The organism is Streptomyces sp. NPDC054047, assembly GCF_055585065.1.
The window spans coordinates 37,340-59,619 of the sequence record NZ_JBVJKV010000012.1 but is presented as its reverse complement, the minus strand read 5'-3'; the positions used below and the strand labels follow the sequence as shown (position 1 = coordinate 59,619).

Genomic DNA, 22,280 nt, shown 5'->3' with positions numbered 1-22,280 from the left:
TGGTACAGCTTCTTCACGGACAGTCCGGCGAACGCGAGAACGCCGACGCAGACCAGAACCAGCAGGGCGGAGAAGAAGGCCTCAAGCACGGGGTGCTCCTCGGTGAGCTATTGGGGCAGGTATCAGAGCCGCTCCCACTGTAGTCGTGCGCGGCCCGCCTCTCTCTGCGAGGTGGCCTTACGGGTGGCCGCGCGGATGGCCTTACGATGCGGCCATGGCGAAGAAGCTCGTGATCAAGGTGACCGCCGGGGCCGACGCACCCGAGCGCTGCTCGCAGGCGTTCACGGTGGCGGCCGTGGCCGTGGCCAGCGGCGTCGAGGTCTCCCTCTGGCTGACCGGCGAGTCCGCGTGGTTCGCCCTTCCGGGCCGCGCGGCGGAGTTCGAGCTTCCGCACGCGGCGCCGCTCCCCGACCTGATCGACTCGATCGTGGCCGCGGGACAGATCACGCTCTGCACGCAGTGCGCGGCGCGCCGCGAGATCACCGAGAAGGACGTGATCGAGGGGGTACGGATCGCGGGCGCACAGGTCTTCGTCCAGGAAGCAATGACGGACGGCACCCAGGCGCTCGTCTACTGACCACGGCCGACCGCACCGACCGCATCGACCGGTGCGGCTTTACGCTGGACGTATGTACGCGCGGAGGCGTCACGCCTACTTCGCCATGATGGGCACGTGCATCGCCCTGTTCGTCCTGGCGTGGGGCGTGGTGCGCCTGTGGTCCATTCCCGTCGCGGTCGGGATGTGCGTCGTGGCCATGGTGATCCCACCCGTGGCCGCCATGGTGGCCAACCGCCGAGGCCCGGACGACCGCTGGTGGGACGACCCGTCGGGGGACCCGAAGTCCGACGAGTGGTGGGACGAGCTGGACGGCAGGCGTCACCGCTAGCCGGCGGACTTCTCCGCCCTGCACCGCGCGCCCAAGCCCTGGCCACGCGTTTTGCTGCCGGACGGCACGAAGGGCCGCATCCCGCGAATAAAGGCGTCCAACCCCAGGGATGCGGCCCTTCGGCCGTTCATGCGCGTCGGGCTCCCGTCCGCCGGGAGTCGGCGGACGGAGCCCGCGCGTGAAAACTTCAGACGGCGATCGCGACCTCCGCGAGGCCGCCCGTCTGGGCCACGACCGTGCGGTCCGCCGTGCCGCCCGGGATCAGGGCGCGCAGCGTCCACGTGCCCTCGGCCGCGTAGAAGCGGAACTGGCCGGTCGCCGAGGTGGGGACCTCGGCGGTGAACTCGCCGGTCGAGTCGAGCAGGCGCACGTAGCCGCTGACGGGCTCGCCGTCGCGGGTCACCTGGCCCTGGATGGTGGTCTCGCCGGGCTTGATCGTCGAGGCGTCGGGTCCGCCGGCCTTCGCTCCACACATATGCGTTCGTCCTTAGCTGGTCACTGCGGGGGTTCGGGGAGGGGTGCTACTTGTTGGCGCCGAGCTCGATCGGGACGCCGACGAGGGAGCCGTACTCGGTCCAGGAGCCGTCGTAGTTCTTGACGTTCGTCTGGCCGAGCAGCTCGTGCAGCACGAACCAGGTGAGCGCCGAGCGCTCACCGATGCGGCAGTACGCGATGGTGTCCTTGGCCAGGTCGACCTGCTCGTCCTCGTAGAGGGCCTTGAGCTCGTCGTCCGACTTGAAGGTGCCGTCGTCGTTGGCGTTCTTCGACCACGGGATGTTGCGCGCGGACGGGACGTGGCCCGGACGCTGCGACTGCTCCTGCGGAAGGTGCGCCGGGGCGAGCAGCTTGCCGCTGAACTCGTCGGGCGAGCGCACGTCGACCAGGTTCTGCGCGCCGATCGCGGCGACGACGTCGTCACGGAAGGCGCGGATCGACTTGTCCTGGGGCTTGGCCTTGTACGAGGTGGCCGCGCGCTGCGGGACCTGGTCGCCGTCGACCAGGTCGCGGGAGTCGAGCTCCCACTTCTTGCGGCCGCCGTCGAGGAGCTTCACGTCCTGGTGGCCGTAGAGCTTGAAGTACCAGAAGGCGTAGGACGCGAACCAGTTGTTGTTGCCGCCGTAGAGGACCACGGTGGTGTCGTTCGCGATGCCCTTGGCCGAGAGGAGCTTCTCGAAGCCCTCCTGGTCGACGAAGTCGCGGCGGACCGGGTCCTGGAGGTCGTCGGTCCAGTCGATGCGGATCGCGTTCTTGATGTGGTTCTTGTCGTACGCGGAGGTGTCTTCGTCGACCTCGACGATGGCAACCTTCGGGTCGTCGATGTGGGCCTCGACCCAGTCGGCGTCTACCAGGACGTCGCTGCGGCTCATACTTCTTCTCCTCCGGGGCAGTTGCGGCGGGGCTGCGGTGCTGTGCGAGGGGATGCCGGGTACGGGTTGTGACTGCGCGGTGGCGCGGCGTACGCGGCACGGGGTGGCCCTGACGGTGTCAACGGGCCGGGGGATACGGGAGTCGGAGCTCCCGCTCAGAAGGTGCGACAGAGCATGGCGGCGACGCGGCACAGGTCTACTGCCCGCCGCTTCGTGAGGTCCGCCTGTCGCTGCATGCGTCCGATCGTAAGGACGCGAGGGGCGCCGTGTCACCGGCGTGTCGGATGATGAGACGCGATCATCCACTATGTGGGATCAAGGGAACGAGGAGAGCCGCCCGCACGGGGCTGGGGTCACGTTCACCCCTGCCGCATCCATCGCGCGGACGGCTTCGTCTCGTACTGCGGAATTGCCGGGCCAAACGGCCCTGCTCGGCCTCAGCCGGCGGGCGCCTCAGCCCGCGAGCTTCACGTTCGTGCCCTTGACCGAGATCTCCACGCCGTCCCGCGCCGGCGTCACCTCGTCGATCTTGATGCCGCCCGGCAGTCCGCCGACCTTCTCCTCGAAGTCGGTCACATCGCGGACCAGACCCTCGGGCAGCGGGATCGAGACGCCCATGACCTCGAACTTCTTCGGGATCTCGTCGGCGTTCACCTTGATCGTGTCGTTCTCCACCTTGACCGAGCTGAGCACGTGCACCGGCTTGGGCAGCTTCGCGCCGCCCTTGCTCACCTCGACCTCGACCTTGATCTTGCCGTCGCCGCCGTCCGAGAGCCCGACGACCTTGCCGGTGGCTCCGAGCGGCAGCTCGACCGGCGGCTCCCCCTGCGCCTCCTTGAGCAGCTCGTCGTACGAGATCCGGGCCGTGCCGGTGGCCGTCTCGGCGGTGGCGGAGCTGTAGTCGCCGGAGAACTCGACGCCCTGCATCCGGGCGTTCAGATCGGCGATGCGGATCTTGTCGGAGCCGGAGGTGGCGTCGTAGTCCTTGATGCCGATCTCGACGTCGTCGAGCGTGCCGCCCGCGACCTGGGTCAGGAACGGAAAGCCCTTGATGGAGACGTCGGGCGTCTCGCCGAGCCCCTCGCTGGTACGCAGCTTCTCCGCCGCCTCGTCCTCCGCGAAGCCCACCGCGAGGCGGTCGGCGCCCACGAAGAGGCCCCCCAGGATCACGACGACGATCAGAAGTATTCGTACGGCGCGCTTCATGTCCGGTGTTCCCCCACCTAGTCCCCCGACTCAACTGACGTTTGCCGCGAGCCTAAAGGACAGGTCCCCGGCGGGAGAGCCCTGCCGGGGACCTGTCGATCAGCTGTGACGATCAGCCGATGGCCCGTCCCAGGACGTAGACGGCCGGGGCGGCCGCCGCCAGCGGCAGGGCGACGCCCGCCGTCATGTGCACGAAACGGGACGGGTAGTCGTAGCTGGCGACCCGGTGGCCGATCAGCGCGCAGACACCGGCACCGAGGCCGAGCAGCGCACCCTTGTTGCCGAAGTCCGTCGTGCCGCCGACGGCGATACCCGCTCCGGCGGCGGCGAGCAGCGCGACGACGACGGATGCGGGCGTCGGCAGCGGCAGCGCGCGGGCGATCACGGCGACCGCGACGGCGATGCCGCCCACCGTCACGGCGTCGGACGACGCCGCGAGATGCCCGGTCGCGATGATCGCGAGCGCGGCGGACGCGACGGTCGCCATCAGCCCGGCCATCCGCTCGTCCGCGGACGCGTGGCTGCGCAGCTGCAGGACGAGCACGAGGAGCACCCACACGCCGAGGGTGCCGAGGATCGCGGCGGGCGCGTTCTCCTTGCCGGTGACGAGCAGCGCGATGTCGGCGACGACACCGCCCATGAAGGCGAGCGCGATGCCCTGCCGGGCGGGCCACATCCCGTTGAGCCGGAACCATCCGGCCGCGGTGACGGCCTGGAGCAGGATCAGCGGTACGAGGAGTGCGTACTGCCCGACGGCGGCGGTCCCGGCGAGCAGCAGCCCGAGGACCGCGGTCAGCGCGGCGGGCTGAATCCCCGGCTCTATGATCGGCGACCGCCCTTCGGCCCGGGCGCGCTGGGCGTCGGTGACGCGGGGGTTGCCGGTGGTGGTGGCGGGCCCGTAGTGCCGGGAATCGGCCTCGGGCCGAGGCTCGTCCGCCGCCGTGGGCCGGCTGCCGGGGTCGGCGTGGGCGTGGGCGTGGGCGGGTGTCGAGTCGTACGCCGGGGCGGCGGGCTCCGGGGGCAGCGGCTGGCCGTAGGACTGCGGGGGCAGGTAGGCCGTCTCCGTCACGTCCACCGCGGGCGAGGGCTGGATCTGGGTGTCCCAGGTCTGCCCTTCCCACTGCTGGGTGTACGAGGCGTCCTGGGCGTACGGCTGCTGCGGGTAGGCCTGCTGCGGGTACTGCTGCTGCGGGGGGTACGCCTGCTGGCCGTAACCCTGCTCCGGTGCGGGATAGCCGTGCTGCTGCTCGGAAGCGTAGGGCTGCTGCTGCTCGGGAGCAGGGGGGTACTCCTGGCGGTACGGGTCGTAGTCCCCGTACCCCTGGTGTCCCTGGTACCCCTCGTAACCATCATGTCGCGGATCGCTCATAGCGCTGTTCACCCTCCTGCGAACGGCGGGAGCACCTCGACCGTGCCGCCCTCGGCCAGCCGTACCGTCTCATGCCCGCGGGTACCCACGGGGTCGCCGTCGATGAGGAACGAGCATCGCCGCAGTACACGGACCAGCTCGCCGGGGTGTCGCTCGCGCGCAGCGTCCAGCGCCTCGGCGAGCGTCGTCGCGGCGTACGGCTCCTCCGCGACGCCTGCGGCTGCTTTGGCCGCGGCCCAGTAACGAATGGTGCCGTTCACCACGACAGCTCCTCTCCTTCGGCTGATGCCGAACCTTCGGCGGATGCCGGTCCTTCGGCGGTTGCCGACGTCCATGATGCCGTGGCCCACTCGGCGATCCGACCGAGCAGGGCGTCGTCCGCCGCGTTCTCCGCGTGCCCCATCCCCGCCTCCAGCCAGAGCTCGGCCCCGCCCCGCGCGGCGGCGGCCAGCATCCGGGGGTGGTCCACGGGGAAGTACGGGTCCCGGTCCCCGTGCACGATCAGGAGCGGCGTGGGCGCGATCAGCGGGACCGATTCCACCGGGGAGAGGGGGACGGGGTCCCACTCGTGCGGGTGGATTCTCGTGTGCAGGCCGAAGCGGCCCACCACGCGCCCCAGGGGCCGCGTCACCACCCAGTGCAGCCGCCGCATCGGCGCCGTCCCCCGGTAGAACCAGCGGGCCGGAGCGCTGACCGCGACCACCGCGTCAACCCGCGCTTCTGTGCGCCCCCCGTGCGCGGCATCCTGCGCGGCACCGGCGAGAGCCGCGTGCCGGAGCACCACGGAACCGCCCATGGAGAAGCCCACGGTCACCACCCGCGCATGGCCGAGGGACCGCGCCCACTCCACCGCGGCCGCCAGATCGAGCACCTCGCGGTCGCCGACCGTGGAGAGCCCGCCGGACGCCCCGTGGCCCCGGAAGGAGAACGTGATCACGGCCGCACGCTGGGCGAACACCCCCGCGGCGCGGCGCACGTGCGGCCGGTCGACGCCGCCCGTGAAGCCGTGCGCGAGCACGATCGCGAGCTCCCCCGCGGGGTCGGGCCCGGGGTCGTACGCGGCCTCGATGGCGACCCCGTCCTGTGTACGCAGCGTTACGCGCCGTTGAACGTGAGACGGAGTGCGAGTGATCGGCGGCACAGAAGATCCCGCCGCTCGACCTGCCGGACCTGGAGTCATGTGGGCTATTCTCCTTGGCAGAGGATCCGGGCAGCGAAGCCCCCGGGTCCTTTCGTGCTTTCTGCAGCCTCGTGGCGAACGCGTCCGCGAAGCCGACCGAACCGCACGTGGAGAGCCCAGGGCGCGGGCGATCCGACGTAGCAATCAGTACGAAGCAGTGCCGTAAACGTCCTCGCAGGGACCGAGGAGGAACCGACGTTATGGGCGAGCGAACCGTGCACAACCGTAAGACGACCCAGGCAGGTGGGCGGCGATGAGTTCTCTGCTGCTCCTCACCAATGCCCTTCAGCCGTCGACGGAGGTGCTTCCCGCCCTCGGCCTGCTGCTGCACAACGTGCGGGTGGCCCCCGCCGAAGGCCCGGCCCTCGTCGACACCCCTGGTGCCGACGTCATCCTGATCGACGGCAGGCGTGACCTGCCGCAGGTCCGCAGCCTCTGCCAGCTCCTCCGCTCCACGGGACCCGGCTGTCCACTCGTCCTCGTCGTCACGGAGGGCGGCCTCGCGGCCGTCACCGCCGACTGGGGCATCGACGACGTACTGCTCGACACCGCGGGTCCGGCCGAGGTCGAGGCGCGGCTCCGGCTCGCGATGGGCCGCCAGTCGATCACCGCCGACGACTCCCCCATGGAGATCCGCAACGGCGATCTCTCCGTGGACGAGGCGACGTACAGCGCGAAGCTGAAGGGCCGGGTCCTTGACCTGACCTTCAAGGAGTTCGAGCTGCTCAAGTACCTGGCGCAGCACCCCGGGCGCGTGTTCACGCGGGCCCAGCTGCTCCAGGAGGTCTGGGGCTACGACTACTTCGGCGGTACGCGGACGGTCGACGTCCACGTACGGCGCCTTCGCGCGAAGCTCGGTGTCGAGCACGAGTCGCTCATCGGCACCGTGCGGAATGTCGGCTATCGCTTCGTGACGCCGGAGAAGGTCGAACGTGCGGCCGACACGGCGAAGGCGAAGGCGGCGACCCCACCGGCCGAGGGCGAGCGCCACGACTCCCCCGGTGAGGAGGCGGCCCCGGCCGTGACCTCGCCGAAGGAAGCTGCCGTACGCCCTGCCCAGCGGTAGGTCCATCCGCGTAGACTCCGCGCGTGGCCAAGGTGACTCGGGATGACGTGGCACGACTTGCGGGTACTTCCACCGCCGTCGTCAGCTATGTCATCAACAACGGACCCCGGCCGGTTGCCCCGGCCACGCGCGAGCGTGTACTCGCCGCGATCAAAGAGCTGGGGTATCGGCCCGACCGGGTCGCCCAGGCCATGGCGTCGCGGCGTACCGACCTCATAGGCATGATCGTGCCGGACGCGCGCCAGCCGTTCTTCGCGGAGATGACGCATGCCGTGGAGCAGGCGGCCTCCGAGCGCGGAAAAATGGTGCTCGTCGGCAACACGGACTACGTGGACGAGCGCGAGGCCCACTATCTGCGGGCCTTCCTCGGCATGCGGGTCTCCGGGCTCATCCTCGTCAGCCACGGCCTGACCGATTCGGCCGCCGCGGAGATCGACGCGTGGGACGCGCGGGTCGTGCTCCTTCACGAGCGGCCCGAGGCGATCGACGACGTCGCCGTCGTCACGGACGACCTGGGCGGCGCCCAGCTGGCCACGCGGCACCTCCTGGAGCACGGCCACGAGTATGTGGCGTGCGTCGGCGGCACGGCCGAGACCCCGACGGTGGGTGACCCCGTCTCCGACCACGTCGAGGGATGGCGGCGGGCCATGCGGGAGGCCGGGCGCTCGGTGGAGGGGCGGCTCTTCGAGGCGCCGTACAACCGCTACGACGCGTATCAGATGGCGCTGGAGCTGCTGGCCCGGCCGGACCGGCCGACGGCGATCTTCTGCTCCACGGACGACCAGGCGATCGGCATCCTCCGTGCCGCGCGGGAGCTTCGCATCGACGTGCCGGGGGAGCTGGCCGTGGCCGGCTTCGACGACGTCAAGGAGGCGGGTCTGACGGACCCGCCACTGACGACGGTGGCGTCGGACCGCCCCGCGATGGCGCGGGCGGCGGTCGACCTGGTCCTGGACGACGGCCTGCGGGTGGCGGGTTCCCGCCGGGAGCGCCTGAAGCTGTTCCCCTCACGGCTGGTGGTCCGCCAGTCCTGCGGCTGCGCCTGACACCTGCCCACAGCGGGAAACGGCTGCGGGGCAATCGGGTGGGCGGGCGGGAGAAGATCGCCGCGCGGCGGCGGCTTTATATGGGGCATACGCACTTCTATTGGCGTTCTCAGGGCGTACTCAGCCGCCTCTCATGAACGCCCCGCAGCCTAGATCCCATGACCGACACCTTCCGCCACAGCGGCGAGTACCCCCAGCAGCAGTCGTCAGCGCCTGTTCACCATGGCGGTACGCAGGGCGCGTACCCGCCCCCGCCCGCTTACGCACCGGAGGAGCCGCAGCACGCACCGGAGGAGCCGCAGAAGCACCGGCGCCGGGCGCGGGGCCCCCTGGCCCTGCTCGCCGCCGTCGCCATCGCGGCCGCGGCGGTCGGCGGCGGCACCGCCTACGCCTTCCAGGAGCTGACCGGCAAGGACGGCACGTCCAGCAGCGCCACCAACACGAACGTCGTGCCCACCAGCCAGAAGGGCACCGTCTCCGGCGTGGCCGAGGCGGTCAGCCCCAGCATCGTGGAGATCAGCGCGAAGTCCGGCTCGGGCGAGGCCACCGGCTCCGGCGTGATCATCACGGACGACGGCGAGATCATCACCAACAACCACGTGATCTCCGGTGCCTCGTCGGTCAAGGTGACGACGAACGACGGCAAGTCGTACGACGCCAAGGTCGTCGGCACCGACAGCAAGAAGGACCTGGCGCTGATCAAGCTCGAGGATGCCTCCGGCCTCAAGGCCGCGAGCCTCGGCGACTCCGACAACGTCAAGATCGGTGACGACGTCGTGGCGATCGGCTCCCCCGAGGGCCTGACCGGCACCGTCACCAGCGGCATCATCTCCGCCCTCGACCGCGACGTCACCGTGTCGACGGACGAGGACCAGGGTCAGCAGCAACAGCAGGGCGGCGGCAACTGGCCGTTCGAGTACGGCGGCGAGCAGTTCAACGGCGACACCGGGTCGTCGAAGACCACGTACAAGGCCCTCCAGACCGACGCCTCGCTCAACCCGGGCAACTCCGGCGGCGCCCTCATCGACATGAACGGCAACATCATCGGCATCAACTCCGCGATGTACTCGCCCACTTCGTCGCAGAGCGGCACCGAGTCCGGCTCGGGCAGCGTCGGCCTCGGCTTCGCCATCCCGGTCAACACGGTCAAGGCCGACCTCGACACCCTGCGCGCCGGCTCCACCGACTGACCCCGGCCACTCCCCCTGGAGACCTGGAGACCCTCGACACCCCGGAGCCCTTGGAGGCCGCCATGACCGGACCCCTGATCACCGTCAACCGCGCCCGGCACGCCCTCGCCGTCACCGTCGGGTGGGGCCGTCCGGACACCGATCCGGCCGGGCTCGGCCTCCCCCTCGCCGTGGCCGGTGAACTGCACGGCGCCACCGCGGTGCGTGCCCCGGAAGTGGCCACGGCCAACCCCTCCCGCCCCGCCTCACGCCGCAAGCCCCGCGCGCGCGTGCGAGGCTGATACCGGCCCCGTCAGACCCGTACCCGAGGAAGTCACAAGCCGATGAGCCCCGCCGAAGGCGAGCAGCAGCAGCGCATCCTGATCGTCGACGACGAGCCCGCCGTGCGGGAGGCGCTGCAGCGCAGTCTCGCCTTCGAGGGGTACGGCACGGAGGTCGCCGTCGACGGCGCCGACGCGCTGGAGAAGGCGGCGGCCTACCGCCCCGACCTCGTCGTCCTGGACATCCAGATGCCCCGCATGGACGGCCTCACCGCCGCCCGCAGGCTCCGCTCGACCGGTTCCCTGACGCCCATCCTGATGCTGACCGCGCGTGACACGGTCGGCGACCGCGTAACGGGGCTCGACGCGGGCGCCGACGACTATCTGGTCAAGCCGTTCGAGCTGGACGAGCTCTTCGCCCGTATCCGGGCGCTCCTGCGCCGCAGTTCGTACGCCGCCGCGGCGGGCCAGGCCGAGGAGGGCGACACGCTCGCCTTCGGCGACCTCCGGATGGACCTCGCGACGCGTGAGGTCACGCGCGGGGCGCGCACGGTGGAGCTGACCCGCACCGAGTTCACGCTCCTGGAGATGTTCCTCGCACACCCCCGGCAGGTGCTCACCCGGGAGCAGATCCTGAAGGCGGTCTGGGGCTTCGACTTCGAACCCTCGTCCAACTCCCTGGACGTGTACGTGATGTACCTGCGCCGCAAGACGGAGGCGGGGGGCGAGCCCCGGCTCGTCCATACGGTACGGGGTGTGGGGTACGTGCTGCGGCCCGGTTCCGGCGGCGTCGAGTGAACAAGTTCTTCCGCCGGTACCGCGCGATGCCCCTGCGCTCACGGCTCGCGCTCCTGGTGACGTGCGCGGTGGCGCTTGCGGTGGCGGCCGTCGCGGTGTCGTGCTGGCTCCTGACCCGCACGCAGCTGCGCGACCAGATGGACGACTCGCTGCGCAGCCTCAAGGTCGGTGGCCCCTACCTCGCGGAGACGGCGGCCACCTGTCGCGACCGGGGCACCTCGCCCAACTCCGGGACGGCGCCCGGCACCACGACGGTCTTCGTGCAGGTCGTCCAGGCGGACGGCACGCGCTGCGTGGGACGCGGCTCCACCCCCGTCGTGCCGGAGGGCGCCGATCTGCAGGTGGCCCAGGGCGTGCGCGAACAGGCCCTGCACGACGGCAAGACCGACGACGGCCAGTCGGTGCGCGTCCTGACGCAGGTGGACAGGGACAGCGGCTTCACGGTGTCCCTCTCCCGCCCCCTCTCCGAGATCGACACCCCCCTGAACAAGCTCGCCCTGCTGCTCGCCGCGGTCGCCGGAGTCGGCGTGATCGGCGCGGGCGCCGCGGGCCTGTGGGTGGCCCGCACCGGTCTGCGGCCGGTCGACGAGCTCACCGGGGCCGTCGAGCACGTGGCCCGCACCGAGGACCTCGACCTGCGCATCCCCGTCGAGGGCGACGACGAGATCGCCCGCCTCTCGCGGTCCTTCAACTCGATGACCGCCTCCCTCGCCTCCTCACGCGACCTGCAGCAGCAGCTCATCGCCGACGCGGGGCACGAACTGCGCACCCCCCTCACCTCGCTGCGTACGAACATCGAGCTGCTGGCCCGCAGCGAGGACACCGGCCGGGCCATCCCGCCCGACGACCGCAAGGCCCTGCTTGCCTCGGTTACGGCGCAGATGACCGAACTGGCGGCGCTGATCGGCGACTTGCAGGAGCTGTCGCGCACGGACAGCGGCCAGTCCGCGAAGGTGCAGGTCATCGCCCTGCACGAGGTCGTGGAGACCGCCCTGGAGCGGGCGCGGCTGCGCGGGCCCGAGCTGACGTTCGCCGCGGACCTCTCCCCCTGGTACGTCCGCGCGGAGCCCGCGGCCCTGGAGCGGGCCATCGTGAACATCCTGGACAACGCGGTGAAGTTCGGGCCGTCGGGCTCCACCGTCGAGGTGGCCCTGAAGGGCGGCGCGCTGACCGTCCGCGATCACGGCCCCGGCATCCCCACCGACGAACTCCCGCACGTCTTCGACCGGTTCTGGCGCTCCCCGTCGGCCCGCAGCCTGCCGGGATCGGGCCTAGGCCTGTCCATCGTGGCCCGCACCGTGCACCAGTCGGGCGGCCAGGTGGCGCTCAGGCCCGCGCGGGACGGCGGGACGGTGGCCACGGTCAGCCTGCCGGGCGCCGCGACCCCGCCCCCCGCCGCGTAGGGCGCTGCCCCCGCCAGGCAAGCGCTACTTGCCGATCCCCAGCCCCGTACCGCTCAGCCGCACCCGGATGCCTTCCTTTTGCACGCTCACGTCCTGCAGCCACACGTTCCCCTTGCCCGGCAGCTTCGGCAGCTGGAAGGCGAGGGTGAGGCGGTCGGCGAGCACCGGCCGGGTGAGCTGGGACAGGCCCTTCAGGAGCGCCGGGTCCAGGCCCAGCTTCTTCAGGAGCTCGGGGTGGCCCATGGCGACGTCGATGAGGTTCAGGCCCATCACGTCGTTCACGAAGCGCGGCGAGCCGACGAGTTCGTTCAGCTTGGTGTCGCTCTTCAGGGCGCCGCTGACCACGGAGTCCGGGACATCGAGCCGCTGGACGATCGACGGGACGGAGAGCAGCGCCTTCGCCTTGGCGGTCTCCTTGGCGATGCGGTCCGTGGAGGCCTTGCTGAGGTGCAGACCCTCGGACTCGCGGGTTCCGGGCCGGTAGGTCGCCAGGTCGCCGATCTGCAGGCTCATCCTGCCGATGTCGGTGGAGATGCCGCGGTCGCCGTTGCGCTGGATGCGGGCGTCGGCGCGCAGCTTCAGGTCGTGCCCGGCGACGGGCAGGGTGCCGCGCGCGAGCACCTGGTCGCTGCCGCGGCCGGTGAACGTGACCTGGGAGGCGCCCAGTTCGCGGTTCAGGTCGTCGAAGGAGAGCAGCACCTCGCCCTTCATCTCGTTGATGAGGGCGCCCTTGATGTCGGTGGGCCCGTCGCCGGTGATCTTGACGTCGGTGGCGGTGGCGGAGACCTCGGCGAGCGAGATCCGGTCGGCGGCGACGTCCGGGACGGTGACCTTGACCTTGTCCACGCGCTTGTCGAGGACCTGGGTCAGGAAGGGGAAGCCCTCGATCTCGACCTCGGGCGCGGCGCTCAGGTGCATGGACTCCTTGAGCTTGTCCGCGGCCTCGTGCTCGGCGTAGAGCAGGGCCCAGCGGTCGCCGAGCGCGAGGAAGGCGGCGAGTACGACCAGGGCGACGACGGCCTTCCCGGCGAGCGGGAGTCCGGCGAACCGGTTGCGGCGGCGGCTGCCGCGGCGGTGGTTCGGGGGCTGCCAGGGAGCGTCCGGCTTGCCGGTTTCGTCCTCGTCGTCCGTCTCGCGGAGGAAGTCCTCCAGCGGATTCGGTCCGGCGAGGGCGCCGAGCTCGTCGTACGGATTGAGCGGAGCGGTGGTCTCTACCGCGTCTGGAGCTGCTTCTGGGGGAACCGATGCGGCGTGCCAACCATCAGACGGATTAGCCTGGTTGTGATCGGGCGGAAGCGTGGCTATGCGGTGGGGGGAACGCATCAGCTGATTTCACCATACGTTCACACCCCACCCCAAGCCTTACGCCCAGTAACCGCCGATTTAGGCCACCTTCTGAGCGCGACTGTTAACGCGTCATTCACTTCACGATGGTGATCCTGTCCGCCTTGGGCGGCGCGATCGGCTTGTCCGCCGAGGAGTTGGCGGTCAGGTAGTCGTTGAACGCCTTCAGGTCGTCGCTGCCGACCAGCGGCTTCGTGCCCTTGCCGAGCTCGGCGAAGCCGTCGCCGCCGCCCGCGAGGAAGGAGTTCATCGCCACACGGTAGGTGGTGGCCGGATCGATCGCCTTGCCGCCCAGCTTGATCGAGTCGGTGACCACGCGGTCGGCGCCGGACTTCGTCATGTCGAGCGTGTACGTCAGGCCGTCCGAGATCTGCAGGATCTTCGGGGATGCCTCGTTCGACCCGCTCACCTGCTGCTTCAGGCCGGTGATCAGCTGCGCGCCGGTGAGGTCGACGAGATTGACCGTGTTGCTGAACGGCTGCACGGTGAAGCCCTCGCCGTAGGTCACCACCCCGTCACCCTCGCTGCCGCTCGCCTTGTGGACGAGGTCGGAGCGGATGCCGCCGGGGTTCATCAGCGCCAGATCCGTCTCGGGGTCGAGCGACTTGCCGTGCGCGAGCTGCGCGTCCGCGATCAGGTCGCCGAGCGGCGCCTCGGGAGTGGTGGCGCCGCGGCCCGGGATGTCGGCGGAGATGAAGCCCACGGGCTTGTTGGCGACCGGCGCGGCCAGCTTGTCCCAGCGGGAGATGAGCGAGGTCATGTCCGGGGCCTTGGCCTGCTCGCGACTGACCACGTGGTTCGCGGACTTCACGGACGTACGGACGATGTCCTTGGTCTTGCGGTCGTACGTGAGCGTCGTGTCCGTGTAGAGCTTCCCGAACGACGAGGCGGACGTCACCATGCGGGGCTTGCCCGACGGGTCGGGGATGGTGCAGACGTACGCGGAGTGCGTGTGCCCGGTGACCATGGCGTCGACCTTGGGCGTGATGCCCTTGGCGATGGTGGTGATCGGGCCCGAGATGCCGTCGCCCGCGCCCGGGGAGTCGCAGTCGTAGTTGTACGCCTGGCTCGCGGGCGAGCCGCCCTCGTGGATGAGCGTGACGATCGACTTCACGCCCTGCTTGTCGAGGATCTTGGCGTACTTGTTGACCGTCTCGATCTCGTCGTGGAACTTGAGCCCCTTGACGCCGTCGGCGGAGACGATGTCGGGGGTGCCCTCCAGGGTCACGCCGATGAAGCCGACCTTCACGCCCTTGTGCTTCCACACCCAGTAGGGCTTGAGGATGGGCTTGGCCGTCTTCTCGTCGGTCACGTTGGCCGCGAGGTAGGGGTAGTCCGCCCCCTTGAACTTCTTGCCCTTCTCGAAGCAGCCGTCCTTGGGGTGGCAGCCGCCGTTCTGCATGCGGGCCAGCTCCTTGGCCCCCTCGTCGAACTCGTGGTTCCCGACGCTGGTGACGTCGAGGCCGAGCTTGTTCATCGCCTCGATCGTCGGCTCGTCGTGGAAGAGGCCCGACAGGAGCGGGCTCGCGCCTATGAGGTCACCGGCCGCGGCGGTCACGCTGTACGGATTTCCCTTGCGGGCCGTACGAAGAGACGTGGCGAGGTACTCGGCGCCGCCCGCGTCGATCTTCTTCTCGGTCCCGTCGGGCTGCTTCTGCGTCACCTGGCCCGACGATCCGGCCGGCGGCTGCAGATTGCCGTGGAAGTCGTTGAAGGACAGCAGCTGCACGTCGACGGTGCGCTTCTTGCCGGCCGCGCCCGCGTGATCCTGCCCGGCGCTCGCGGGCAGCGCGGCGGCCAGCGCACCGAGCGTGGCGAGACCGGCCGCGGCGGCGAGCACACGGGTGGCGCGGCGTCTTGGCCGCCGAGGCTGAGGTGTGGCTGACACGTGTCCCCCTGGGAGGGTGAGAGAAGACTGAGGGTGTGAAACTCCGTGCGCAGCCTAAAGTCAACGCGCGTAGCGCGACAGGGGGTTACGGGTTACGAGGTGGTTGCGGGCGTCGGCTCTGTCCAGCGGCGCGAACCAGCGCACCGATACGGACGACGTCTCCCTCGGCGAAGGCACTCTGAGTCCCGGCGCGTTGCGCTCCAGCTCTCCGCGATCGGGCGCGATACCTGGTCTGCCCACCGGGACCCACAGCGTCCAGCCATCGGCGACAGCTACGGATCCACCCGGCTCCTGATGCCGCGCTACGGCCGGGCTATGCTCCGGCCGAGCTCTCCGCGAGCTGCGAGTATGCGGCCTCAGCCATGCGGCCAGCCGCTGTGTCGGCCGGCGCATGCGCAAGAAACTCCTCGGTCGGCCCAGTGAAGGTGATCGCCCCCTGATCGAGCACTGTGACATGGTCAGCCTCTTCGGCAAGGTCGGTCACGTCGTGCGTTGACATCAGTACCTGTACGCCGGCATCGGTGACGTGCTGCAAAAGCTCTCGAAACACCCGGCGTTGACGCGGGTCCATGCCTGCCGTCGGCTCATCCAAGAGCAGCACGCGCGCGTCGTGAACGAGGGCCGAGGCAACCCCAACTCGGCGAAGCTGGCCTCCGGAGAGGCGCTTCACCTTGGTGTCGGTTTGTGGGACGAGCCCGACCCGGCTGAGCGCATCGGCCGCCTGTTCCCAGGCGTCGGCCTTGGTCATCCCCTTGAGCCAACCCGTATAGGCGACCTGCTCACGGGCAGTCAGGCCGGACATGGCTGTGATGTGCTGCGGCATCCACGCCACGGCCTGCCGGTAGCCCTTGGTGCCCGCTACGAGGCCGTCGAAGGTGACGGTGCCCACGCGCGGGCGACTGACTGATGCGGCCAGGCGCAATGCCGTCGACTTTCCGGCTCCGTTGGGCCCCAGCAGGATCGTCAGCCCTTGCGGAAGGTGGTACGTGAAGTCCTCCAGTATGGGGGGCAGCCACCGGCGGTAGGTGAAGGTGCACGAGGACAGTTCCAGGGTCGTACGGCTCATGCGGCATTCCTCGAAGTGCGGATCAGTACGGCGAGTCCGACGGCAACGGCCAGCGCGCCGGCGACTAGCGAGGACGAGGAGTCGACAGGGTGACCGACGACTGTCCAGGCATAAGGCTCCCGCGAGGGCGAGAACCCGAAGAAGACGACCAGGGCCAGCCAGGCCGGGGCCGCCATGACTGCGGCCTGCCCGGCCGAGGGGCGCAGGCACAGAACCAATCCGCTCAGGAACGCGGCGTCCCGCCCCACCCCCGACGCTCCTGCCGGGCCCGAGTCGGCCCATCTGGACACAACGAGACCGATGCCTGCGGTCGTTGCGAGGACAGCGACGACCAGTGCACTGTCTAGCACCCATACCGGACGCACTGCGACATCTTCGGCCTCCGCGAGCCGACTGTCCAGGCACCAGGCCAGAGCAGCAACCACGGGCACGGGGGTGAAAAGCATGAGGGGCACGGACACGGACGCGGATGCGGGGAGAGAAAGCACGGGCACCGCAGCGCCGCCCTGGAACGCGAGTACCAGCAGCGTGAAGGCCACAAGTGCGCCGCAGAGGACCACTGCGCGACGGGCTTTGAGCCACCAGAGCGCTCCGGAGGCCAGGGATGTGCCCTCTGTCACCGCGGCCCTCCACAGGCGGCACGCAGCGTGTGCCGATACCAGCCGCCCTGGCGGCTCTCGGGGAGCCGAGTGCCTTCCTTGAACTCTTGTTCTGCCCGTTCCTGCAATGCGGCCTCTTCAGGATCACCAGCACTGAAATCCCGCAGGAGCGCCCGGTATTCATGATCCGTGCCAGTGACCTTCGTCGCCCAGAGCGAGGCGGCCACCACACGCGTCCTGTTCGGGCGGCGGCAAGGGGGCGTGACGGCTTCCACGGTGAGCTGGTATCGCAGATCACCGCTGCGGACCGCTGAGCTGAGGGGCGGGCGCCAGACATGCGCGGTGGCGCGCTCACTCCCTTCCATGCGGCCTTCGGTGACACTGTCACTGACCAGTCGGGGGGCGAGCTTGACGCCTGCCGCACGGAAGTCCTCGAGGATCCGATCAGTCTCAGTCCGTGCAGGGCCGAGAGTGTCCTTGAACAGCGTCGGCACGCAAACCTGGGGCGCCTTGCCGACACAGGTCATGGGAGCCTGATCGGTCAAGAGCGGCGGATTGGCACCCCAACTGCTCGTCATCGCCCACGCGGTGCCGGTTCCGGCGACAGCGACCACCAGGGCGAGGCCAACCCGCAGTGCGGTACGCGACAGACGGGCCCAGCCGAGGGCGATGGCGCAAGCAAGACTGCCGGTGAAGAGCACATGCGGCAACAGCGCCCCGTAAGACGTGGCCTCGCCGAACATGAAGTCATTGAAGTAGCCGCCGGAGACGTGTCGCGGCCAGGTGGTGTCAAAGGTCACGGTGTACGAGACGGCCGCCCAGACCACGACAGCCATTACGGGAGCAGCAAGTGCCTTCGGCGCATGCGCACCGACCGCATATCCGATCACCGCGTGCCCCACGCACATCACGAGGGCGAGCCACAGGGGTCGCAGGCTGGTCTCGGTCGGCCATACCCGGTAGTCCGCGAGCGCCAGAACGACGGGCGTGATCAACATGAGCCATCCGAGAGCGACGACCGGCCACAGCGTTTCCGCGGCCACTCGGTACCGCGACCGAGCTGGAGCCAATTGCAGCCCCCCACCCTCCTTCAGCCGTCCGCTCTCCCATGCAGAGAGGGCAGACACAATGGCGTAGGCAATGGCGTAGGAGTAATACAGGGGCGCGGAGACGATCGTGGGGGCATAACCGAAGTCGGGTGACTCCGGCCTGCTGGCGCCAGTGAGGTAATAGAGGACAGGTACGCCCAAGGCGAGCGGTGCGGCCCACAGGGCGCTGCTGGATCGCAGCCGAGTACGGAATCGCACGCTTTTCTCCGTGCTTGTGTGTGCAAAAGTGGAGCTGGAGCGGGGAGTCGAGGCACCGGGCGAGGGCCCGAGCCCCCGCCCGAGATCAGGTCTATCCGTGGCTGTTCCTAGTCCATACATGGACCTCGTAGACACTTACCTTGTTGGCACCGCGGAGTTTTCCTATCTCAAAGTAGTACTTCCCCCTGGGCAGCCCGTGCCAGGCACCACGACTGACATTGTTCGGATAGCGGGCCGTGGCACACTTCTTGAACGTCTTCTCGCCGTAACTGGGGTCCGGCGCCATGGACTTGTGCCGGCGCATCTTGACCCCCACACTCTTCAGGCCGTTCGGGTCACACCCGGTGAAGGTGACTCTGTTATAGCCATCGTCCTTCCAACGGCGGGATTCCTGACCGGACACGAAATCGAAGATGGTCCCGCTCCAGTTCGCGTGGGCGGGCGGGCTCGCCACCATCGCGAAGGCAGCGGCACCTGCTGATACCGCTGCCATTTTGGACATGAGACGTTTCGTGAGCACAGCGCTCCCCCCAGAGACATGTTTTGGTCGGATGAAACCAGGGCGGAGCGCATCGCGATGTAGGCCTCCCCCCGTGGTCTACGCGCATCACTCTATGTCATGCTCCGATCACTGATTAAGAAAGATTGGGCGCACAGGAGAACAACCACCTCGCCGGCACCCAGAGGCTGCCCCCGTACGAGGACAACCGTGTGTACGCCTTCCTGCCCATTACCTTCTGAGTAGAGCCCTAACTGGGCTTGTGGCCTCCGTGATCTGCTCCTGGATCGGCCGCCGCCGTACCCTCGACTCCATGACTGACGAGCAGCAGCCTCCCGCCAACCTGCGGCAGATCGACACCGTCGCCGCCCTCACCTCCGACCAGGCAGACGCCGTGCTCGGACTCATCGCGGAAGCGGCCCGCACGGACGGCCAGCAGGCCGTGTCCGAGCAGGGGCGGCTGCAGCTGCGGGGAGGTGCGCGGACCGGGGTGCGGCATCTGCTGCTCGGCGTCGGCGACGAGCTCGTCGGGTACGCGCAGCTGGAGGACACCGACCCCATCGAGGCCCCCGCCGCCGAACTCGTCGTGCACCCCGCGCACCGCGGCCGCGGCCACGGCAGGGCCCTTGGCACCGCGCTGCTCGCCGAGTCGGGGCGGCGGCTGCGGATCTGGGCGCACGGCGGGCACTCGGCGGCCAGGCACCTGGCGCAGGTGCTCGGGCTCACCCTCTTCCGTGAACTGCGGCAGATGCGGCGCTCGTTGGGCGACCTGGACCTGCCCGCTCCCGCCCTTCCCGACGGCGTCTCGGTACGCGCCTTCGTTCCCGGCCAGGACGACGCGGCCTGGCTGGCGGTGAACGCGGACGCCTTCGCCCACCACCCCGAGCAGGGCTCCCTCACCCAGCGCGACCTGGACGACCGCAAGGCCGAGCCGTGGTTCGACCCGGAGGGCTTCTTCCTCGCGGAGAAGGACGGCGACCTGGTCGGCTTCCACTGGACCAAGGTGCACGCGGACGAGGGCCTCGGCGAGGTGTACGTCCTCGGGGTGCGCTCCGGCGCGCAGGGCGGCGGCCTCGGCAAGGCGCTGACCACGATCGGCCTCAACCATCTGGCGGGGGCGGGCCTGCCGACGGCGATGCTGTACGTGGACGCGGACAACAAGGCGGCGGTGAGCGTCTACGAACGGCTCGGGTTCGTCACGCACGAGACGGACCTGATGTACCGCACGGAGTCCTGAGCCTCCCGCTTACGACACGTACGAGACGCGTACGACATGAAGGGCGCGGTGTTCCCCGGGGGAACACCGCGCCCTTCATGCGTCCGGCCGCGCCGGGCTCTCGGACCCCTTGACGGAACGGGCCCCCTTGCACCACCCTTTCACTACTCAATTAGTGAAAGGGTGGTGCAAGGGCATGGTCGAGTTCCGTATCGACCGGCGCAGCGGCGTCGCCACCTACCTCCAGATCGTCCAGCAGACCCAACAGGCCCTGCGTCTGGGCCTGTTGGAACCGGGGGACAAGCTGCCCACGGCCCGTGAGGTCGTCGAGGCGACGGCCATCAACCCGAACACGGTCCTGAAGGCCTACCGCGAACTGGAACGCGAGGGTCTGGTCGAGGCCCGTCGCGGGCTCGGCACCTTCGTGCGGAAGTCGCTGGGCTCCGCGCCCACCGACTCCCCGCTGCGCGGCGAGCTGAGCCAGTGGGCCGCCCGCGCCCGCGCTTCCGGTCTGGAGAGGGACGACGTCGCGGCGCTGTTCAGCGCCGTACTCGAAGAGCAGTTCACGCAGTCAGAGCACACCGAGCACGCAGAGAACACAGAGCAGTCGAAGCAGCACGTGACCGAGGGGGACCCCGCATGACCGACACCGCCATCGAGGCGGCCGCGCTTGCCAAGAGTTACGGGCGGCGGGGCCATGCCCTGCGCGACTGCTCCTTCCGGCTGCCCGCCGGACGGATCTGCGCGGTAGTGGGACCCAACGGCGCGGGCAAATCGACGCTGCTCGCCCTCGCGGCCGGGCTGATGCGGCCCTCCGAGGGCACGCTCTCCGTCCTCGGCACCGACCCGGCCACCGCGCGCGAGCACGTCGCGTACGTCGCCCAGGACAAGCCGCTCTACCCGCAGCTCAGCATCGCCGACACGCTGCGGCTCGGCGCCGAGCTGAACTACGGGCGCTGGGACACCGAGATCGCCGAACGTGTCGTACGCGAAGGGGATTTGGACCCGAAGCTGCGCGTGCGCACGCTCTCCGGCGGTCAACGCACCCGCGTCGCGCTCGCCCTCGCGCTCGGCAAACGGGCCCAACTCCTGCTCCTGGACGAGCCGATGGCCGACCTCGACCCGCTCGCCCGGCACCAGCTGATGGGGACGCTGATGGCCGAGGCGGCCGAGCACGGCACCACCGTGGTGATGTCCTCGCACATCGTCGCCGAACTGGCCGACGCCTGCGACCACTTGCTGCTCGTGTCCGGCGGCCGGGTGCGGCTCGGCGGCGGCATCGACGACCTCGTCGGCGCGCACGCCCTGGTCACCGGGCGCCGGCCCGCCGAGGACCTCGCCCCGCACACCGTCGTCGAATCCCGCGCCACCGGGCGCGGCCTGACCGCGCTGATACGGCCCGAAGGCCCGGTCGACGAAGGCTGGGAGATCGAAGAGCCCTCCCTGGAGGAACTGTTGCTGGCCCATCTGCGCTCCCCCGAGGCGCCCGCACTGCTGACGCCGGGCACGACCGCGACCGAACCGGCGGTGACCACGTGATCGCGTCGACGACGGCGCCCGCAGCCCGGACGCAGGGCCGCCCCACCGCCCTCACCCTGCCCGGCCCGTACCGCGCCGTACTGCGCCAGCACCGCACCGCCCTGTGGATCACGCTCGGTCTGATGGTGCTCGCCATCGCGTTCCTGGTCACCAACCAGCTGGTGATCTCCCACGAGGCGGATGCCTTCAGGGCGACCGGCTGCACCATCGGGGTGGACATCACCCCCGACTGCTACACCACGGTCCGCGAGTACCTCGACTCGGACTCCTCGTTCCGCCGGTACATCGACTACTCGGGCGTGGCCATCCTCGCCCTGCCCTGCCTGATCGGCCTGTTCGTCGCCGGCCCGATGATCGGGCGGGACATGGAGACCGGCACGTACAAGCTGGCCTGGACGCAGTCCGTCTCCCCGGTGCGCTGGCTCACCGTCCGGTTCGCCCTGTGCGCCACCGTCGTGGTCGGCTGCGGCACGCTGCTCGCCGCGGGACAGCGCCTGGCGTGGCGGGCGGGGCCGGACCTGAACGGTCCGCAGACTTCCTGGTTCGAGCGCGCGATCTACGGGTCCGTGGGCCCGGTGGCTGTCGCGTACGCCCTCCTCGGCCTCGCCGTGGGCACGCTCGCAGCGGTGGTGCTGCGGCGCACGCTGCCCGCGATGGCCGCCGCGCTGGCCGTCACCGCGGGCGCGGTCATCGCGCTGCCGCTGCTCCGGGGCCGCCTGTGGGCGACGGAGACGGTCACCTCGTCGGGCGAGTACGCGCAGGGCCCTCCCGGCAACGGCTTCGGCGTGGAGCAGGGCATGCTCACCGCCGACGGCCAACGGCTGCCGCAGTCCGTGTGCTCGAACTATGCGGGCCAGTTCAGGCAGTGCCTCGACAAGCACCAAGTCACCGGCTGGTACAACGATTTCCACCCCTCGTCCCACTTCTGGCCCCTCCAGTTCGTGGAGACGGGCATCGTCCTCGCGCTCGCCGCGGCGGCGACCTACGCGGCATTCCGGGTGCTGCGGCGCCGGACCGCCTGATTCCGCCGGCCCCCGGACGTGTGTAGAC

Annotated in this window: 25 protein-coding genes; 12 read left to right on the top strand and 13 right to left on the bottom strand. The window is 70.0% G+C overall.

Annotated elements, in window-relative coordinates; genetic code table 11:
• Positions 1-214: 214 nt before the first annotated feature.
• Both ACZ6ZP_RS34260 and ACZ6ZP_RS34255 read left to right on the top strand, forming a co-directional pair.
• The gene (locus ACZ6ZP_RS34260) at positions 215-577 is read left to right on the top strand and encodes a DsrE family protein (protein ID WP_361467277.1); all 363 of its coding nucleotides are present in this window, start codon (positions 215-217) and stop codon (positions 575-577) included.
• Between the two features lie 52 nt (positions 578-629).
• Positions 630-887, top strand: coding sequence for a DUF3099 domain-containing protein (locus ACZ6ZP_RS34255; protein WP_351168403.1), 258 nt, complete (start codon positions 630-632; stop codon positions 885-887).
• A gap of 187 nt (positions 888-1,074) precedes the next feature.
• Here the strand turns inward: ACZ6ZP_RS34255 and ACZ6ZP_RS34250 are convergent, their stop codons facing one another.
• The 7 genes from ACZ6ZP_RS34250 to ACZ6ZP_RS34220 all read right to left on the bottom strand — a co-directional run bounded on the left by ACZ6ZP_RS34250 (position 1,075) and on the right by ACZ6ZP_RS34220 (position 6,009).
• Positions 1,075-1,362, bottom strand: coding sequence for a DUF1416 domain-containing protein (locus ACZ6ZP_RS34250; RefSeq protein ID WP_160505842.1), 288 nt, complete (start codon positions 1,360-1,362; stop codon positions 1,075-1,077).
• A 46-nt stretch (positions 1,363-1,408) separates the two neighbouring features.
• Positions 1,409-2,254, bottom strand: coding sequence for a sulfurtransferase (locus ACZ6ZP_RS34245; RefSeq protein ID WP_351168401.1), 846 nt, complete (start codon positions 2,252-2,254; stop codon positions 1,409-1,411).
• Positions 2,255-2,409: 155 nt separating this feature from the next.
• The gene (locus tag ACZ6ZP_RS34240; protein WP_351007875.1) at positions 2,410-2,490 is read right to left on the bottom strand and encodes a putative leader peptide; all 81 of its coding nucleotides are present in this window, start codon (positions 2,488-2,490) and stop codon (positions 2,410-2,412) included.
• A gap of 217 nt (positions 2,491-2,707) precedes the next feature.
• Complete coding sequence (locus ACZ6ZP_RS34235; protein WP_351168399.1) at positions 2,708-3,460, bottom strand: LmeA family phospholipid-binding protein; 753 nt, start codon at positions 3,458-3,460, stop codon at positions 2,708-2,710.
• Between the two features lie 112 nt (positions 3,461-3,572).
• Entirely contained in the window at positions 3,573-4,829 is a 1,257-nt protein-coding gene (locus ACZ6ZP_RS34230; RefSeq protein WP_469409682.1) for a hypothetical protein, read from the bottom strand.
• A gap of 8 nt (positions 4,830-4,837) precedes the next feature.
• Complete coding sequence (locus tag ACZ6ZP_RS34225; RefSeq protein ID WP_160505846.1) at positions 4,838-5,092, bottom strand: MoaD/ThiS family protein; 255 nt, start codon at positions 5,090-5,092, stop codon at positions 4,838-4,840.
• Entirely contained in the window at positions 5,086-6,009 is a 924-nt protein-coding gene (locus tag ACZ6ZP_RS34220; protein WP_366462726.1) for an alpha/beta hydrolase, read from the bottom strand. Before ACZ6ZP_RS34220 ends, ACZ6ZP_RS34225 begins: the two co-directional genes overlap by 7 nt.
• A gap of 253 nt (positions 6,010-6,262) precedes the next feature.
• Between ACZ6ZP_RS34220 and ACZ6ZP_RS34215 the strand changes: the two genes are divergently transcribed.
• From ACZ6ZP_RS34215 to ACZ6ZP_RS34190, 6 genes are all read left to right on the top strand, one after another.
• Complete coding sequence (locus ACZ6ZP_RS34215; RefSeq protein ID WP_351168393.1) at positions 6,263-7,075, top strand: response regulator transcription factor; 813 nt, start codon at positions 6,263-6,265, stop codon at positions 7,073-7,075.
• A gap of 23 nt (positions 7,076-7,098) precedes the next feature.
• Positions 7,099-8,121 carry a LacI family DNA-binding transcriptional regulator gene (locus ACZ6ZP_RS34210; protein WP_351168391.1) on the top strand — a complete coding sequence of 341 codons (1,023 nt, stop codon included), beginning with the start codon at positions 7,099-7,101 and terminating at the stop codon, positions 8,119-8,121.
• A gap of 158 nt (positions 8,122-8,279) precedes the next feature.
• Positions 8,280-9,311: a S1C family serine protease gene (locus ACZ6ZP_RS34205; RefSeq protein ID WP_469409679.1), complete on the top strand. Its 1,032-nt coding sequence runs from the start codon at positions 8,280-8,282 to the stop codon at positions 9,309-9,311.
• 62 nt (positions 9,312-9,373) lie between these two features.
• Positions 9,374-9,592, top strand: a complete 219-nt coding sequence (locus ACZ6ZP_RS34200; RefSeq protein WP_469409677.1) for a hypothetical protein — start codon at positions 9,374-9,376, stop codon at positions 9,590-9,592.
• 42 nt (positions 9,593-9,634) lie between these two features.
• Positions 9,635-10,369, top strand: coding sequence for a response regulator transcription factor (locus ACZ6ZP_RS34195; RefSeq protein ID WP_351168385.1), 735 nt, complete (start codon positions 9,635-9,637; stop codon positions 10,367-10,369).
• A 26-nt stretch (positions 10,370-10,395) separates the two neighbouring features.
• The gene (locus tag ACZ6ZP_RS34190; RefSeq protein ID WP_351168614.1) at positions 10,396-11,772 is read left to right on the top strand and encodes a HAMP domain-containing sensor histidine kinase; all 1,377 of its coding nucleotides are present in this window, start codon (positions 10,396-10,398) and stop codon (positions 11,770-11,772) included.
• Between the two features lie 24 nt (positions 11,773-11,796).
• On the opposite strand, the gene ACZ6ZP_RS34185 is transcribed toward ACZ6ZP_RS34190, so the two are convergent.
• From ACZ6ZP_RS34185 to ACZ6ZP_RS34160, 6 genes are all read right to left on the bottom strand, one after another.
• Positions 11,797-13,095, bottom strand: coding sequence for an LmeA family phospholipid-binding protein (locus tag ACZ6ZP_RS34185; RefSeq protein WP_351168383.1), 1,299 nt, complete (start codon positions 13,093-13,095; stop codon positions 11,797-11,799).
• A 97-nt stretch (positions 13,096-13,192) separates the two neighbouring features.
• Positions 13,193-15,004, bottom strand: a complete 1,812-nt coding sequence (locus ACZ6ZP_RS34180; RefSeq protein ID WP_351168381.1) for a bifunctional metallophosphatase/5'-nucleotidase — start codon at positions 15,002-15,004, stop codon at positions 13,193-13,195.
• Positions 15,005-15,317: 313 nt separating this feature from the next.
• The gene (locus ACZ6ZP_RS34175; RefSeq protein WP_469409672.1) at positions 15,318-16,070 is read right to left on the bottom strand and encodes an ABC transporter ATP-binding protein; all 753 of its coding nucleotides are present in this window, start codon (positions 16,068-16,070) and stop codon (positions 15,318-15,320) included.
• Complete coding sequence (locus tag ACZ6ZP_RS34170; protein WP_351168377.1) at positions 16,067-16,318, bottom strand: hypothetical protein; 252 nt, start codon at positions 16,316-16,318, stop codon at positions 16,067-16,069. The genes ACZ6ZP_RS34175 and ACZ6ZP_RS34170 overlap by 4 nt, the downstream gene beginning before the upstream one ends.
• A gap of 368 nt (positions 16,319-16,686) precedes the next feature.
• On the bottom strand, positions 16,687-17,976 hold the full coding sequence (locus ACZ6ZP_RS34165) for a hypothetical protein (RefSeq protein WP_351168375.1): 1,290 nt from the start codon (positions 17,974-17,976) through the stop codon (positions 16,687-16,689).
• Positions 17,977-18,067: 91 nt separating this feature from the next.
• Positions 18,068-18,478, bottom strand: coding sequence for a hypothetical protein (locus ACZ6ZP_RS34160; protein WP_399974472.1), 411 nt, complete (start codon positions 18,476-18,478; stop codon positions 18,068-18,070).
• 310 nt (positions 18,479-18,788) lie between these two features.
• Between ACZ6ZP_RS34160 and mshD the strand changes: the two genes are divergently transcribed.
• The 4 genes from mshD to ACZ6ZP_RS34140 all read left to right on the top strand — a co-directional run bounded on the left by mshD (position 18,789) and on the right by ACZ6ZP_RS34140 (position 22,252).
• Positions 18,789-19,712, top strand: a complete 924-nt coding sequence (gene mshD, locus ACZ6ZP_RS34155) for a mycothiol synthase (protein WP_351168371.1) — start codon at positions 18,789-18,791, stop codon at positions 19,710-19,712.
• Positions 19,713-19,887: 175 nt separating this feature from the next.
• The gene (locus ACZ6ZP_RS34150; protein WP_351168369.1) at positions 19,888-20,334 is read left to right on the top strand and encodes a GntR family transcriptional regulator; all 447 of its coding nucleotides are present in this window, start codon (positions 19,888-19,890) and stop codon (positions 20,332-20,334) included.
• Positions 20,331-21,230 (top strand): ABC transporter ATP-binding protein, encoded by a 900-nt coding sequence (locus tag ACZ6ZP_RS34145; RefSeq protein ID WP_469409663.1) that lies wholly within the window; start codon positions 20,331-20,333, stop codon positions 21,228-21,230. The genes ACZ6ZP_RS34150 and ACZ6ZP_RS34145 overlap by 4 nt, the downstream gene beginning before the upstream one ends.
• Positions 21,227-22,252: a hypothetical protein gene (locus ACZ6ZP_RS34140; RefSeq protein ID WP_383818997.1), complete on the top strand. Its 1,026-nt coding sequence runs from the start codon at positions 21,227-21,229 to the stop codon at positions 22,250-22,252. The genes ACZ6ZP_RS34145 and ACZ6ZP_RS34140 overlap by 4 nt, the downstream gene beginning before the upstream one ends.
• Positions 22,253-22,280: the final 28 nt, after the last annotated feature.